At 72.8% G+C, this 16,008-nt stretch carries 6 protein-coding genes and 1 pseudogene; 5 read left to right on the forward strand and 2 right to left on the reverse strand.

Going from position 1 to position 16,008, the window contains the following annotated elements:
- Window positions 1–64: 64 nt before the first annotated feature.
- Together HFV08_RS01610 and HFV08_RS01615 are read left to right on the forward strand one after the other, a co-directional pair.
- A pseudogene (locus HFV08_RS01610) lies at window positions 65–3,463 on the forward strand (type I polyketide synthase); the annotation flags it as partial.
- A gap of 127 nt (window positions 3,464–3,590) precedes the next feature.
- Window positions 3,591–10,172 carry a type I polyketide synthase gene (locus tag HFV08_RS01615; RefSeq protein ID WP_168535045.1) on the forward strand — a complete coding sequence of 2,194 codons (6,582 nt, stop codon included), beginning with the start codon at window positions 3,591–3,593 and terminating at the stop codon, window positions 10,170–10,172.
- Between the two features lie 120 nt (window positions 10,173–10,292).
- Here the strand turns inward: HFV08_RS01615 and HFV08_RS01620 are convergent, their stop codons facing one another.
- Entirely contained in the window at window positions 10,293–11,471 is a 1,179-nt protein-coding gene (locus HFV08_RS01620) for an acyl-CoA dehydrogenase family protein (protein ID WP_168535047.1), read from the reverse strand.
- Between the two features lie 126 nt (window positions 11,472–11,597).
- Window positions 11,598–12,035 carry a winged helix-turn-helix transcriptional regulator gene (locus HFV08_RS01625; RefSeq protein WP_168535641.1) on the reverse strand — a complete coding sequence of 146 codons (438 nt, stop codon included), beginning with the start codon at window positions 12,033–12,035 and terminating at the stop codon, window positions 11,598–11,600.
- A gap of 182 nt (window positions 12,036–12,217) precedes the next feature.
- Here HFV08_RS01625 and HFV08_RS01630 point away from each other — a divergent pair, with 182 nt between their 5' ends.
- From HFV08_RS01630 to HFV08_RS01640, 3 genes are all read left to right on the forward strand, one after another.
- On the forward strand, window positions 12,218–13,645 hold the full coding sequence (locus HFV08_RS01630; protein WP_168535643.1) for an MFS transporter: 1,428 nt from the start codon (window positions 12,218–12,220) through the stop codon (window positions 13,643–13,645).
- A 259-nt stretch (window positions 13,646–13,904) separates the two neighbouring features.
- On the forward strand, window positions 13,905–15,083 hold the full coding sequence (locus HFV08_RS01635; protein WP_168535049.1) for an acyl-CoA dehydrogenase family protein: 1,179 nt from the start codon (window positions 13,905–13,907) through the stop codon (window positions 15,081–15,083).
- Between the two features lie 69 nt (window positions 15,084–15,152).
- Entirely contained in the window at window positions 15,153–15,995 is an 843-nt protein-coding gene (locus tag HFV08_RS01640) for an NAD(P)H-binding protein (protein WP_168535051.1), read from the forward strand.
- Window positions 15,996–16,008 lie beyond the last annotated feature (13 nt).

Raw genomic sequence — 16,008 nt, forward strand, 5'->3', positions numbered from 1 at the left:
CACCACACGACATCCAGGAGTTGACACCACCATGGCGGGCGAGGACAAGCTGCGCGATTACCTCAAGAAGGCGGTCACGGACGCCCGGGAGGCACGCCGGCAACTGCGCGAGATCCAGGAGAAGCGACGCGAGCCGATCGCGATCGTGGGGATGGCCTGCCGCTATCCCGGGGGTGTGTCCTCGCCGGAGGAGTTGTGGGGGTTGGTGGCGGAGGGTCGTGATGCGATCAGTGGTTTTCCGGTGAATCGGGGGTGGGATCTGGAGGCTCTGTACGATCCGGATCCTTCGCGGGCGGGGACCTCGTATGTGCGGGAGGGTGGTTTCCTGCACGAGGCGGACCGTTTCGATCCGGGGTTCTTCGGTATTTCGCCGCGTGAGGCGATGGCGATCGATCCGCAGCAGCGTCTTCTTCTGGAGACGGCGTGGGAGGCCTTCGAGAGTGCCGGGATGGACCCGGCCGGGCTGCGCGGTTCACGTACGGGCGTCTTCACCGGCGCCATGTACAACGACTACGGCTCCCGCCCCCAACTCCCCCCGGAACCCGAGGGTTTCCTCTTCAGCGGCAGCGCGGGAAGCGTGGCCTCCGGGCGGCTCTCCTACACGTACGGCTTCGAGGGCCCGGCCGTCACCGTCGACACCGCCTGCTCCTCCTCCCTGGTCGCCCTGCACCTGGCGGTGAACGCGCTGCGGGGCGGCGAGTGCGACCTCGCCCTCGCGGGCGGCGTCACCGTGATGTCCACCCCCGTCGCCTTCATCGAGTTCTCGCGGCAGCGGGGTCTCGCCGAGGACGGCCGCTGCAAGTCGTTCGGGGCGGGTGCGGACGGTACGTCCTGGTCGGAGGGTGTGGGGCTGCTGTTGGTGGAGCGGTTGTCGGATGCGCGGCGTCATGGGCATCGGGTGCTGGCGGTGGTGCGGGGCAGTGCGGTGAACCAGGACGGTGCGAGCAATGGTCTGACGGCGCCGAACGGTCCGGCTCAAGAGCGGGTGATCCGGCAGGCGTTGGCGACCGCGGGGCTGTCGGCGGCGGATGTGGACGCGGTGGAGGCGCATGGCACCGGTACGAAGCTGGGCGATCCGATCGAGGCGCAGGCGCTGCTTGCGACGTATGGCCAGGAGCGTGAACAGCCGCTGTGGCTGGGCTCGTTGAAGTCGAACATCGGTCATGCGCAGGCGGCGGCGGGTGTCGGCGGTGTCATCAAGATGGTGCAGGCCATGAAGCACGGCGTACTGCCGCGGACACTGCACGCGCGGGAGCGCTCGCCGCATGTGGACTGGTCGGCGGGCGCGGTGGAACTGCTGACCGAGGAGCGGGAGTGGACGCGGGGTGAGCGCCCGCGCCGTGCCGGTGTCTCCTCCTTCGGCTTCGGCGGCACCAACGCCCATGTGATCGTCGAGGAACCGCCCCTGCCCACCGAGGATCCCGAGCCCGCCGAGGACCCCGCGCGGGACACCACCGAGCCCGGCGCCGGGGCGGCCACCGCCGCCGGGGTGACCCACCCGGTGCTGCCCTGGGTGCTCTCCGGACGCACCCGTGCCGCTCTCGCCGCCCAGGCCGAACGCCTCGCCGCCTACGCCGCCGCCGAGGACGCCCCCGATCCCCTCGACATCGCCTACTCGCTGGCCTCGGGGCGCGGGGTGTTCGAGGTGCGGGGTGCGGTCTCGGGAGGTTCGCGTGAGGAGTTGGTCGCCGGGCTGGGAGCCCTGGCGGGTGGTTCCGCGGGTGCCGGTGTGCGGTCGGTGGGTTCGGTGGGGTTGGTGTTCTCGGGTCAGGGGGCGCAGCGGTTGGGGATGGGGCGGGAGTTGTATGCCTCGTATCCGGTGTTCGCGGCTGCGTGGGATGAGGTGTGTGCGGTGGTGGATCCGTTGTTGGGTCGGTCGTTGGGGGAGGTGGTGTGGGCCGAAGTGGGGTCGGTGGGTGCGGGGTTGGTGGATGAGACGGAGTTCGTGCAGCCGGGGTTGTTCGTGTTCGAGGTGGCGTTGTTCCGGTTGGTGGAGTCGTGGGGTGTGGTGCCGGGGTTGGTGGCGGGGCATTCGGTGGGGGAGTTGGTGGCGGCGTATGTGTCGGGTGTGCTGAGTCTGGAGGATGCGGCGCGGTTGGTGGTGGCGCGCGGGGCGTTGATGCAGTCCCTGCCCGCGGGCGGGGTGATGGTCGCGGTGGAGGCGTCGGAGGCGGAGGTCGCGGAGTCCCTGGGTGACGGCGAGGGCCTGGTGGGGGTGGCGGCGGTCAACGGGGCGTCCTCGGTGGTGGTTTCGGGCGAGCGGGCCGCGGTGGAGGAGGTGGTGGAGCGCTTCGTGGCCCAAGGGCGCCGGGTGCGGCGGTTGTCGGTCTCGCATGCCTTCCATTCGCCGTTGATGGAGCCGGTGTTGGAGGAGTTCCGTTCGGTGGCGAAGGGGGTGTCGTACGGGTCGGTGGGTGTGCCGGTGGTGTCGACGGTGACCGGACGGCTCGCCGAGGGGGAGGAGTTGAGGTCGGCGGACTACTGGGTGCGGCAGATCCGGCAGCCGGTCCGCTTCGCCGACGCGGTCGCCACCATGGAGGCCGCGGGTGTCACCGCGCTCCTGGAGATCGGGCCCCGGGGCGTGCTCACCGCCGTCGCCGCGAGCGCCCTGCGCGACCCGGACGCGGTCGCCGTCGTCCCCGCGGGCCGCGAGGACCGTACCGAAGCCGAGGCGCTCGTCGCCGCCCTGGGCGAACTGCACAGCCGTGGCGTGCCGGTCGACTGGGAGCGCTTCTTCGCCGGTACCGGGGCCCGTCAGGTCCCGCTGCCCACCTACGCCTTCCAGCGCAAGCGCTACTGGCTCGACCCGGCCGCCGAGGGCGCGGCAGGGGGCGGAAACGCGCGCACCGCGGCGAGCGCCGAGGAGCCCGAGGAGGAGAGCCCCGCGGTGCGGCCGCTGGCCGAGCTGCTCGCCCCGCTCACCCCCGCCCGGCGGGAGCAGCGGCTGCTCGCCGAGGTGACCGCCCTGGTCGCCGAGGTCCTCGGGCACGCCGAAGAGGAGGAGGTCGAGCCCGAACGCCCCTTCCAGGAGCTGGGTTTGACCTCACTGACCGGCGTCGAACTCCGCAACCGCCTGGTCGCCGCGGTGGGCAGTCCGCTGCCCGCCACCGTCGTCTTCGACCATCCGACGCCGGCCGCTCTCGCCGCGTATGTGCACTCCGCCGCCTTCCCGGCGCGGGCAGCCGGGGCCGACGACTCCTGGCGCGCCGAACTCGACCGCCTGGAGTCCTCCGCCGCCTCCCTCACCGCGCTCTGGGCCGGACGGGAACCGGGCAGCGCCGACTCGGCCCGCCTCGCCGGGCTCCTCGCGCAACTGACCGAGCTGGCCGGGCCCGCCCGGCGGACCCCCGGGGCCGACGACGGGACCCAAGTGCCGCCGCAGGTCACGGAGTTCGACGCGTCCACCTCGGCCGACGAGATCTTCGACTTCATCGACACCCAGCTCGGCCGGACCGCCGACTGACCCGTCCGGCCCGGCGCCGGGCGGGAGCCCCCGAGGCCCCGCCCGGTGTGTCCCTGCCCGCCGCACCTCCTGCCCGCCGCACCTTCCGCCACCGGGCCCCTTCGCTCTGAGGAGAGACTGATTCCGCATGTCCGCTGAGACTTCTTCCGCGCAGCAGCCGGCCCAGTCCCGGGAACAGAAGCTGGTCGACTATCTGAAGTGGGTGACCGAGGACCTGCAGAAGGCGCGCGCCCGCATCGGCGAGCTGGAGTCGGCCGGTGGCGAGCCGATCGCGATCGTGGGCATGGCCTGCCGCTTCCCCGGCGGGGTCGCCTCCCCGGACGACCTGTGGCAGCTCGTCGCGGACGGCCGGGACGCCATCACCCCCTTCCCCACCGACCGCGGCTGGGACCTCGACGCGCTCTACAGCTCCGACCCCGCCGACCCGGGCACCTCCTACACCCGCGAGGGCGGCTTCCTCCACGACGCGGCCCTCTTCGACGCCGACTTCTTCGGCATCTCGCCCCGCGAGGCCCAGGCCATGGACCCGCAGCAGCGCGTCCTCCTGGAGACCGCCTGGGAGGCCCTGGAGGACGCGGGGCTCGACCCGGCCACCCTCAAGGGCAGCCGTACGGGTGTCTTCGCCGGGGTCGTGGAGCAGAGCTACCTCGGTCTCGAAGGCCCCGAGGAGTTCGAGGGCTATCTGATGACCGGCAAGCTCAGCAGCGTCGCCTCCGGCCGTATCGCCTACACCCTCGGTCTCGAAGGCCCCGCGGTCTCCGTCGACACGGCCTGCTCCTCCTCCCTGGTCGCCCTGCACCTCGCGGTGAACGCGCTGCGGGGCGGCGAGTGCGACCTCGCGCTCGCGGGCGGCGCCACCGTCACCGCCACCCCCGGCGGTTTCGTGGACTTCTCCCGCCAGAAGGGCCTGGCCCCCGACGGCCGCATCAAGTCCTTCGCGGCGGCCGCCGACGGTACGTCGTGGTCGGAGGGTGTGGGGTTGCTGCTGGTGGAGCGGTTGTCGGATGCGCGGCGTCATGGGCATCGGGTGCTGGCGGTGGTGCGGGGCAGTGCGGTGAACCAGGACGGTGCGAGCAATGGTCTGACGGCGCCGAACGGTCCGGCTCAAGAGCGCGTCATCCAGCAGGCGTTGGCTGCTGCGGAGCTGTCGGCGGCGGATGTGGACGCGGTGGAGGCGCATGGCACCGGTACGAAGCTGGGTGACCCCATCGAGGCGCAGGCCTTGCTGGCGACGTACGGCCAGGAGCGTGAACAGCCCCTGTGGCTGGGCTCGTTGAAGTCCAACATCGGGCACACCGTCGCCGCCGCCGGGGTGGGCGGCGTCATCAAGATGGTGCAGGCGATGCGGCACGGCGTACTGCCGAGGACGTTGCATGTGGACGAGCCGACGCCGATGGTGGACTGGTCGGCGGGCGCGGTGGAACTGCTGACCGAGGCCCGCCCCTGGCCCGAGCGCCCCTCGGGCCCGCGCCGCGCCGCCGTCTCCGCCTTCGGCGTGAGCGGCACCAACGCCCATGTCGTCCTCGAAGCACCCGAGGAGACCCCAGCCCCTGTCCTGGCGGATGCCTCGGCTCCCGCCACGTCGGGCACCCCAGCCCTCGCCACGGCAGGCACCCCGGCTCCCGCCACCTCGGACACCCGGGACGCGGCCGGGACCGGCGCGCTCCCGGTCATCCCCTGGTTCCTCTCCGCCCGGGGCGAGGAGGCGTTGCGTGCACAGGCCCGGCGGCTGCTCGACCACCTCGCCGCCCGTCCCGGGCTGGACCCCGCCGATGTCGCCTACTCGCTGCTGTCGGGGCGCGGGGTGTTCGAGGTACGGGGTGTGGTCTCGGGCGGTTCGGGCGCGGAGTTGGCCGAGGGCTTGGCGGCGCTGGCTGCCGCCGAGTCGCCGATCGGTGTGGCCGGCGGTGTGCGGTCGGTGGGTTCGGTGGGGTTGGTGTTCTCGGGTCAGGGGGCGCAGCGGTTGGGGATGGGGCGTGAGTTGTATGTCTCGTATCCGGTGTTCGCTGCTGCGTGGGATGAGGTGTGTGCGGTGGTGGATCCGTTGTTGGGTCGGTCGTTGGGGGAGGTGGTGTGGGCCGAAGTGGGTTCGGTGGGTGCGGAGTTGGTGGATGCGACGGAGTTCGTGCAGCCGGGGTTGTTCGTGTTCGAGGTGGCGTTGTTCCGGTTGGTGGAGTCGTGGGGTGTGGTGCCGGGGTTTGTGGCGGGGCATTCGGTGGGGGAGTTGGTGGCGGCGTATGTGTCGGGTGTGTTGAGTCTGGAGGATGCGGCGCGGTTGGTGGTGGCGCGAGGGGCGTTGATGCAGTCCCTGCCCGCCGGCGGCGCGATGGTGTCGGTCGGCGCGGGTGAGGCCGAAGTCCGTTCCCGTATGGGGGAGTTCGAGGGCCGGGTGGACATCGCGGCCGTGAACGGGCCCGAGTCGGTGGTGGTCTCCGGTGAGGAGGCGGCCGTCCTCCAACTCACCGACGCGCTCGCCGAGTCGGGCCACCGGACCAAGCGGTTGTCGGTCTCGCACGCTTTCCATTCGCCGTTGATGGAGCCGGTGTTGGAGGAGTTCCGTTCGGTGGCGAAGGGGGTGTCGTACGGGTCGGTGGGTGTGCCGGTGGTGTCGACGGTGACCGGACGGCTCGCCGAAGGCGAGGAGCTGAGGTCGGCGGACTACTGGGTGCGGCAGATCCGGCAGCCGGTCCGCTTCGCCGACGCGGTCACCGGCCTGTACGAGCAGGGCGTACGCGACTTCGTCGAGATCGGCCCGGACAGCACCCTGACCGCCCTCGCCCGCGCGGTGCTCGCCGGACGCCCGGTCAACACCCACCTCGCGCTCCAGCGGCGCGGCCGACCCGAGGCCGCCACCCTGGTCGAAGGACTCACCGCACTGCACCACAAGGGCGTACGGGTGGACTGGGCGCGCTTCTTCGCCGGTACCGGGGCCCGTCAGGTCCCACTGCCCACCTACGCCTTCCAGCGCACGCGGTACTGGGTGGACCCGGCCGCCACCACGGCGCCCGACGCCGCCGGGCTCGGGCTCACCGAGGCCGGACACCCGCTGCTCGGCACCGCGCTGCTGCTCGGCGACGGCGACGAGGCCCTGCTGACCGGACGGCTCTCCCCGCGCACCCACCCCTGGCTGGGCGCGAGCGGGCCGGACTCCCCGGTGCCGCACTCCGTCCTCGCCGAGCTGGCGATCCGGGCCGGTGACGAGCTGGGCTGCACCGCGCTCGACGAACTCACCGTCCAGGAACCGCTGTTGCTGCCCGCCGCGGGCGCGCTCCAGTTGCAGGTCAGGGTCGGCGCACCCGGCGAGGACGGGCGGCGCGGACTCACCGTGCACGCCCGCCCGGAGGAGGGCGACGCCCCGTGGACCCGCCACGCCCGCGGCCTGCTGAGCATCGCCGCGCTCGGGGAGCAGCCGTCAGCCCCCGACACCAACTGGCCCCCGGCGGAGGCCGAGCCGGTGTCCCCGGGGACCTCGGCCGACACCCCGGACGACGCCCCGGACGATGCCCCGGAACCGGAATCCGAGGTCCGTACCCGCTGGTGGCGACGCGGCGGGGAACTCTTCGCGGAGCTGAGCCTGAGCGGTGAACTCGCCGCCTCCGCCGAGCGGTTCGGGATCCACCCGCTCCTCCTCGAAGCGGCGCTGAGCCCCCTGCTCGCCCCCGAAGCCCCCGAGCCGCCCGCGGAGGTCTCCGCCTGGCGCGGCCTGCGGCTGCACGCGAGCGGGGCCGCCGCGGTACGCGCCCACCTCGGCCCGCGGCACGACGGCGGCCGGACCCTGCGCCTCACCGATCCGGCGGGCCGCCCGGTGGCCGAGGCCGAGGCGGTCGTGCCGCGCCCCGCCGACGCCGCCGCCCGGGCCGCGGCGGGCGCCCGGGGCCAGGACGCCCTGTTCCGCCTGGACTGGGCGGCCCGGCCGCTCGCCCCCGCCGAGCCGCTGCGCTGGGCGGTGCTCGGCTCGCCGGACCACCCCGACCTGCCCGCCGTCGCCGCCGCCCATGCGCGCGAGCCGCTCGGCGCGGTCCGCTGCGACCTGGCCACCCGGCCCGGCACCGAGGGCCCCGAGGCGCTGCGCGAGACCCTCGGACGCGCCCTGGAACTGGCCGGACGGTGGCTGGAGCGGGACGAACTCGCCGAGGTCCCCCTGGTGTTCGTCACCTCCGGCGCGGTCGGCGCGCAGGAGGGCGAGGACCCGGCCGACCTCGCCGCGGCGGCGGCCTGGGGGCTGCTGCGCTCCGCCCAGTCCGAGTCCCCCGGCCGCTTCGTCCTGGCCGATGTCCCCTCCTTCACGGACCCGGCGCTCACCGCCACCCTGGGCGCGCTGGTGCGCTCCGGGGAACCTCAGGCCGCGATCCGTACCGGCGCGGGCGGGGCGCACACCGTCCTGCTGCCCGCCCTGGTCCGGCCGTCCGGAGCGCCGGCGGCCACCGGCCCGGTGTGGGACCCCGAGGGCACCGTCCTGGTCACCGGCGGCACCGGCTCCCTGGGCGCCCTGTTCGCCCGGCACCTGGTACGCACCCACGGGATCCGCCATCTGCTCCTGGTCAGCAGGCGCGGGGCCGCCGCCCAGGGCGCCGACGCCCTGCGGGAGGAACTCACCGCGCTCGGCGCCTCGGTGACCCTGGCCGCCTGCGACGTCTCCGACCCGGCGGCGCTCGCGGACCTGCTCGGCTCCGTGGACGCCGCGCATCCGCTGCGCGGGGTCGTGCACACCGCCGGTGTCCTCGACGACGGGCTCATCGGCGCGCAGACCCCCGGACGCCTCGCCGGTGTCCTCGCCCCGAAGGCGGACGCGGCCTGGCATCTGCACCGCCTCACCGAGGGCGCGGGGCTGACGGCCTTCGTCCTGTTCTCCTCGATCGCCGCCGTGGTGGGCGGCCCCGGCCAGTCGACCTACGCCGCCGCCAACTCCTACCTGGACGCGCTGGCCCGGCACCGCGCCGCCCGCGGGCTGCCCGCCGCCTCGCTGGCCTGGGGGCTGTGGGCCCAGGCCTCCGGGCTGACGGGCGGGCTCACCGAGACCGACCTCCGGCGCATCGCCCGCAGCGGCTTCCGCGCGGTCGCCTCCGAGCGGGGCCCGGCCCTCTTCGACCTGGCCCTCGCCTCCGGCGACCCGTACCGCGTCCTGACCCCGCTCGACCTGCCGGTCCTGCGCCGGCAGCCGGAGATCCCCGCGGTGCTGCGCACGCTCGCCCGGGTCACCCGCCGCGCCCGCGCCCAGGGGACCGAGGACGCGGCGGCCCCGCTCGCCGAGAGCCTGGCCGGGCTCGATGAGCGGGAGCGGTACGAGACGGTCCTCGCGGCGGTGCGCACGGAGATCGCGCGGGTGCTCGGCAGGGGTGGCACCGAGGCCATCGACGGCGACCGCGCCTTCCCCCAGCTCGGCTTCGACTCGCTGACCTCGGTGGAACTGCGCAACCGCCTCGCGGCGCTGACCGGCCGGAAGCTGTCGGCCACCCTGGTCTTCGACCACCCCACCCCGCACACCCTGGCCCGCCGCCTGACCGACGAACTCGGGCCCGGGGCGGCCGAGTCCGCGCCGGAGGCCACCGACTACGCGGCCGACATCCGCCTCGCCGAGGACATCCGCCCGGCGGCCGAGGTCGTCCGCACCGCGGTGGACCCGCGGCAGGTGCTGCTCACCGGCGCCAGCGGCTTCCTCGGCGCCTTCCTGCTGCGCGACCTGATGCGCGGCACCGGGGCCACCGTGCACTGCCTGGTCCGCGGCGCCGACGAGCAGGCGGCGTACGCGCGGCTGCGGGAGAGCCTGAGCTGGTACCGGGTCTGGGACGAGATCGACGAGGACCGGCTCACCGTGCACGTCGGCGACCTCGCCGAGGAACGCCTCGGCCTGACCGAGGAGGCCTTCGACTCCCTCGCCCGCACCGTGGACGTCGTCTACCACGCGGGCGCCACCGTGCACTGGCTGCACCCGTACGAGGCGCTGCGCGCGGCCAATGTGGGCGGTACCGAGGAGGTGCTGCGGCTCGCCGCCCGGCACCGGACCGTGCCGGTCCACCACATCTCCACGGTCGGCGTCTTCGCCGGGCCGGTCACCGAGGGCGTACCGCTGAAGGTCACCGACCCGACCGGGCCCGCCGAGGTGCTGCCGAGCGGCTATCTGCGCAGCAAGTGGGTGGCGGAGCAGAACATCGCGCTCGCCCGGGAGCGGGGGCTGCCGGTCTCCGTCTACCGGGTGGACGTCATCTCCGGCGACCAGGTCAACGGGGCCTGCCAGACACGGGACTTCGTCTGGCTGAGCCTCAAGGGGCTGATCCAGGCCGGGGCCGCGCCCGCCGGGACCGGGGGCCGCTTCCATCTGCTGCCGGTGGACTACGTCAGCGCCGCCGTCCTCGGGATCGCGGCCCGGCCCGCGGCGGCCGGGGGCACCTTCCACCTGTTCAACCGCAGTTCCCTCGGCCTCGACGACTGCGTGCGCCATCTGCGCGCCCGCGGCTACACCCTGGCGGAGACCGACCGGTCCGGCTGGCGCGCCGCCGTAGAGGCGGACAAGGAGAACGCCCTGCTGCCGCTGCTGCACGCCTTCGAGATGATGACCGGGGACACCGACGCCTTCTACCCGGCCCTCGACACCTCCGAGACCGAGGCGGCCCTGGCGGGCACCGGCGTGGCCTGCCCGCCCCTCACCGAGGAACTCTTCGCCACCTACGTCGACTTCTTCGTCCAGGAGGGTCATTTCCCGCCCGGCTAGGGGCCGTCGGGGTGCCCGCCCCCGTGGCGGCGGGCCGCCCCGACGTCCCCCGAGAGGACAGCCGGCTGCCCCGGTGCGGAGGGGCAGCCGGCTGTCGAGTCCGGTGCGGCGTACGGGAGTTCAGAGGATCTCGGTGCCCGGGGTGAGTCCGAGCAGTACCCGGCCCTGGATCTCCATATTGGTGTCGATCTGGCCGAGGGCGTGCAGCGAGAAGGCCAGCATGTCCCGGTGGAAGCGCTGCAGCGGCACCGAGCGCTTGATGACCGAGGCCCCACTCGCGGAGTGGAGCACCTCCACGGCCTCCTTGGCGAGCGAGGCGGCGAACGCGGCCCGGCCGCGCACCAGGGCCTTCTCCTCGGTGGACGGCTGCTCGCCCGCGTCCGCCCGCCGCTGGAGCAGGGCGAGCACCTCCTCGGTGAGCGCCGCACCCGCCGTGATCTTGTTCGCGGCGAGGGCGACCTGCCGCTGCGTCAGCGGGTGGGCGCGCTGGTCGTCCCAGTCGGTGTAGGTGATGCCGCGCCCCGGCAGCCGCTCCAGGAAGAGCTCCTGGGCGCCCCGCGCCAGCCCGAGCGCCATGGACGCGTACAGCCCCATGACGAAGGCGACCACGCCGTAGTCGCGGCCCGCGGTCTGCGCGTTCCACCGGCCGCCGGTGGTGCCGAGGGTGACCTCCTCGTAGGAGGCGACCCGCTCCGCCGGAACGAAGACGTCCTCGGCGACGGCCGTCACGCTTCCGGTGCCGCGGGCGGCGGAGACGTCCCAGTCCTCGACGAGGGACAGCTCCCGGGCCGGCACCAGGACGAAGAACTCCTCCTCGGTGCCGTCCGGTCCCGGGCGTACGGCGGCCAGGCAGTCCCAATCGGCCGCGTGCACACCGGAGTTGTAGTTCCATCGGCCGCTCAGCAGATGGCCGCCGGCCGCCTCGCGCACGGTGCCGGTCGGCGCGAAGCCCACGGACACCCGCACCGAGCCGCCCGCGAAGACCTCCTCCTGCACGGCGTCCGGGTAGAGCCCGGCCATCACCGTGCCGGTGAGCCAGCCGGTCAGGTTCCAGCCGGAGGCCGGGCAGCCCCGGGCGACCTCGCCCACCACCCGCGCCTGTTCGGCCAGCGGCAGCCCGAGTCCGCCGAAGCGCTCGGGCACCGCCATGCGGAAGACCCCGGCCCGCTCCAGGGCCCGCAGGCTCTCCCGCGGGATCCGCCCCTGCTCCTCCGCCGCGCGCCCGTGCTCTCTGAGCAGCGGCACCACCTCCCGCACGGTCCCGAGGAGGCCCGGTGAATCCTGGAGAGCGGGAGCCATGAATTACCTCCGAACGTGCTTTCTGTCCGAATGAACACCGGACCGTCAGTTCGGAAAATTACCGAGCAGTGACCATCGGCTGACCACTGCCCGGTAATCGGCGGGTAATTTCCACGGTTATCGCGGTCAGGAGGCGGCCACCTCCCGTTCCGCCTTGGCGTCGTACTGGGCGCGGGCGGCGGCGATCTCGTTCTGGTGTTCCTCCGTCCACACGACCAGGCTGCGGATGGTGTCGTGGAGGGTCACGCCCAGCTGGGTCAGCTCGTAGTCCACCCGGGGCGGGACCACCGGGTAGACCGTGCGCAGAACCAGCCCGTCGCGCTCCAGTTGACGGAGCGTCACGGTCAGCATGCGCTGGCTGATCCCCTCGATCTGCCTGCGCAGTTCGGAGAAGCGCAGGGTGCGCCGGTCCAGCAGCGCGATGACGAGCAGTGACCACTTGTCGGCCACCCGGTCGAGGATCTGCCGGACCTCACAGCCCTGGCGGGTGTCCCACTGCATCACCTCGTAGTCGTCGTCGGTACCCGTGCAGTGAGTCGGTGACTTTAAAGTGCCTTCTTCCATAAGCATTCAGCCTGCCGGAAGATGCACGTGGTTACAAGTGGGAACCACCCCTTAGCGCCCTCCCCTTTTTCTGTCGCGCCGAACGCCGTACGGCGTTTACCGGTGTTCCCTTCTCCGTTCTCCGACAAGGAGCCATTCCCGTGTCCACACCGCAATCTCCATCGAGCAGCGGCACCGAACGCATGAGTGGGCGCGCCTGGGGCGTGCTGTTCGTGCTCTGCGGTGCGATCTTCCTCGAAGGCGTCGACGTCGCCATGCTCAACGTGGCGCTGCCCTCGATCCGTGCCGACCTCGACCTGTCGACCGGCACCCTCCAGTGGGTCATGAGCGCCTACGTCCTCGGCTACGGCGGCTTCATGCTGCTCGGCGGACGCGCGGCGGACCTCTTCGGCCGCCGTCAGATGTTCGTCTTCTGGCTGACCGTCTTCCTGCTCTTCTCCGGACTCGGCGGTATCGCCACCGAGGGCTGGATGCTCCTGGTCGCCCGCTTCGTGACCGGTGTCGCGGCGGCGTTCATGACGCCCGCGGGCCTGTCCATCATCACCACCAGCTTCGCGGAGGGCCCCCAGCGCAACAAGGCGCTCCTGGTCTACTCCGGCACCGCGGCGGGCGGCTTCTCCATCGGCCTGGTCCTCGGCGGTCTGCTGGCCGCGGTCGACTGGCGCTGGGTCTTCTTCGCCCCGGTCATCCTCTCGGTGATCATCCTCATCGCCGCGCTCGCCCTCATCCCCAAGTCCCCGCGCCCCGGGCGCGACGGCCAGCCGGTGGACGTCACCGGCGCGGTCACCGTCACCGCGGCCATCGTGCTGATGGTCCTCGCCGTCGAGCGCGCCGCGCACGCGGACCTGTGGCAGACCCTGCTCTGCGTCGCCGCCGGCCTCGTCTTCTTCGTGGCCTTCACCCTGACCGAGCGCAAGTCCGCGGCGCCGCTGGTGCGCCTCGGCATCCTGCGCACCGGTTCGCTGCTGCGCGCCAACCTCGCGGGGCTGCTCTTCGCCGCCGGCTTCTTCGGCTTCCAGTTCGTCGCCGTCCTCTACCTCCAGGAACTGCGCGGCTGGTCCACCCTGGAGACCAGCTTCGCGATGATGGTCATCGGCATCGACGCGGTGCTCTCGCCGACCCTGACCCCGAAGCTGGTGGAGAAGTTCGGCAACGCCCGGGTCATCTTCGGCGGCCTGGTCCTCGCGGCCCTGTCGTACGCCCTGTTCCTGCCGCTGCAGCTGGACTGGACGTACATGATGATGTTCCCGAGCCTGCTCATCCTCGGCCTCGCCTTCTCGCTGGCCTACGGTCCGCTGACCATCGTCGCCACCGAGGGCATCGCGGAGGAGGAGCAGGGCGTCGCCGGCGGACTCCTCTACACCTGCTTCCAGTTCGGTGCCGCGCTCGGCCTGTCCTCCGTCACCGCGGTCAGCGAGGCGGCCACCGACGGCGCCTCGCCGGACGCCATCCTCGACGGCTACCGCATCGGCCTGATCGTGCCGCTCGGCGCGGCCCTGCTCGCCGCGTTCATCAGCGCCTTCGGCCTGCGGAACAAGTCCACCACCACGCCCGACGCCCCGGTGGCGGACGGCGGTCCGGTCATGGAGTCGGTCAAGACCACCTCCTGACGCCCCGCCCGCCGCGCGGGCACCGCGGACGCATTGCCCCAGGCGCACATCCCCCGTGCCTGGGGCGATGCCCGTTCTCCTGCTGCCGTCCTTCTCCGAAATGGCCGGGCCCACCGCCCGGTCATTTTTCGTCATCCGGCCCTGAGATTTTCGGATTACCGGCGTGAGAGTGCCGCTCGCAAGAATGTGAGCCGCGCATCCCACGATTCGTGAATCCGTTCCGGAAATACGCCCGGACGTAAATCTCTGAGGAGGCAGGATGACCACGACCGACAGCGCGGTTGCTGCGGTATTCGAGGAAGTCAAGGCCCTCGCCACCCGGTTCCGGGACAGTGCGAAGGAGTCCGAGGAGCGCCGTTGGCTCCCGGACGAGAACATCGAACTCCTCGAAAAGAGCGGGGTGTTCCGCCTGGGCGTGCCGAAGCGCTTCGGCGGTCTGGAGGCCCCGGTCGCCGACCAGGTCCGGGTGCTGAGCGAGATCTCCCGCGCCGACACGGCCACCGGCTGGGTCGCCATGATCTGGGTGTCCAGCTCCTGGGTGCCGAGCCTCTTCCCCGACGAGACCCAGCAGGAGGTCTACGCCCGGGGGACGGCCCGGGTCTCCACCGGCTTCTCCCCGACCGGCGTACTGACCCCCGAGGACGGCGGCTTCTCGCTGAGCGGCAGCTGGAAGTGGATGTCGGGCTGCCGCGGCGCCGGCTGGGCCCTGCTCGCCTCGATCCTCCCCGCCGAGGACGGCACCCCGGTGCCGCACGCCGCCCTGGTGCCCCTCTCCGAGCTGGAGATCGCCGACGACTGGCATGCCGCCGCCGCCTCGGGCACCGGCAGCTCCACGGTGACCGCCACCGGGGTGAAGGTCCCCGCCCGGCGGGTGGTCAGCCTGCTCGACGTGCTCGGCGGCACCACCGGTGACCGCAGCAACACCGGTGCCACCGGCCGTAATTACGCCTTCATCCCGTTCTTCATGGCCCAGGGCGCCTCCGCCTACCTCGGCATCGCCCGCGGCGCCTTCGAACTGTTCCTGGAGCGGCTGCCGGGACGCGGCATCACGTACACCTCCTGGGCCGACCAGAGCCAGTCGCCGCTCACCCAGATCCAGGTCGCCACGGCCGCGAACAAGATCTCCGCGGCCGAGGCGCTCCAGTCGACCTGGCTGGAGCTGATCCAGCGGCACGCCGACGCGGGCACCCAGCCCTCGATCGAGGAGCGCGCGGCGGTCCGCGGCAAGGCCGGTTACGCGATCCAGCTCGCCAAGGAGGCGGTGGACGAGCTGTTCGAGGCGAGCGGCGCCTCGGTGATCATGCGGGACGTGCCCTTCCAGCGCTTCCACCGGGACCTGCGCGGACTCGCGCTGCACGCCCTGTTCGCCTTCACCACCAACCAGGAAGTGCACGGGCGGGCCCTCCTCGGCCTGGCTCCGGACACGCCCTTCCTCTGAGCCGCGACAGCCGGGGGCACCCGACTCGCGCGGGTGCCCCCGGGCCATTTCGAGACGGGAAGAACGCACATGGCCAACAACGGGATCCTGGTTCTGGGCGGTACGGGCAAGACCGGCCGGCGACTCGTCAGCACGCTGCGCGCCAGGGGCGCCGAGGTCCGCGCGGCCAGCCGCTCCGGGGAGGTCCGCTTCGACTGGGACGACCGGAGCACCTGGGCGCCGGCCTTCACCGGCGTGCGCGCCGCCTATGTGGTGGACCTGCAGGACAAGCCCGGTCAGTGGGACGCCGAGACCCAGATCCGGGCGCTCGCCGAGCAGGCCGTGGCGCAGGGCGTCGAACGCCTGGTCCTGCTGCAGGCGCGGGTGCACGGACTGGTCGGCGGCAAGGACCTGAAGGCGGGGGAGGGCGCGGTGCGCGAGTCCGGCGCCGAGTGGACCATCCTGCGCCCGAACTGGTTCTTCCAGAACTTCGACGAGGGCGTCCTGTTCGACGCCGTACTCGCCGGGGAGCTGCGGCTGCCCGCCGGTCAGGGCCGCGAGCCCTTCGTCGACGCGGGCGACGTGGCGGAGGTGGCGGCGGCGGCCCTCCTGGAGGACGGCCACCAGGGGCAGATCCACGAACTGAGCGGCCCCGCCTCGCTCAGCCTCGCCGAGGCGGCGGCCCTGCTCTCCGAGGCGAGCGGCCGCGAGATCCGCTACGTGCCCGTGGACCACCAGGAGTACGTGGACGAACTCGTCTCCTACGAGGTCCCGGCGGACTACGCGCTCTTCGTGGCCGACCTGGTCGCCCAGATCAGGGACAACCACAACACCGCCACCACCCCGACGGTCGAGCGGATTCTCGGCCGCCCGCCGCGCGATTTCGCCGACTTCGCGAAGTCCGCCGCCGCGGACGGTGTCTGGCAGGACTGAACCGCCGGGGCAT

It is taken from the genome of Streptomyces physcomitrii, assembly GCF_012273655.1.
Classification (GTDB): Bacteria; Actinomycetota; Actinomycetes; order Streptomycetales; family Streptomycetaceae; genus Streptomyces; species Streptomyces physcomitrii.

Bases quoted from the DNA above. Each gene is read 5' to 3' on its own strand.
- HFV08_RS01640 (WP_168535051.1), top strand. From the start codon at position 15,153: ATGGCCAACAACGGGATCCTGGTTCTGGGCGGTACGGGCAAGACCGGC.
- HFV08_RS01620 (WP_168535047.1), bottom strand. From the start codon at position 11,471: ATGGCTCCCGCTCTCCAGGATTCACCGGGCCTCCTCGGGACCGTGCGG.
- HFV08_RS01615 (WP_168535045.1), top strand. From the start codon at position 3,591: ATGTCCGCTGAGACTTCTTCCGCGCAGCAGCCGGCCCAGTCCCGGGAA.
- HFV08_RS01630 (WP_168535643.1), top strand. From the start codon at position 12,218: ATGAGTGGGCGCGCCTGGGGCGTGCTGTTCGTGCTCTGCGGTGCGATC.
- HFV08_RS01625 (WP_168535641.1), bottom strand. From the start codon at position 12,035: ATGGAAGAAGGCACTTTAAAGTCACCGACTCACTGCACGGGTACCGAC.
- HFV08_RS01635 (WP_168535049.1), top strand. From the start codon at position 13,905: ATGACCACGACCGACAGCGCGGTTGCTGCGGTATTCGAGGAAGTCAAG.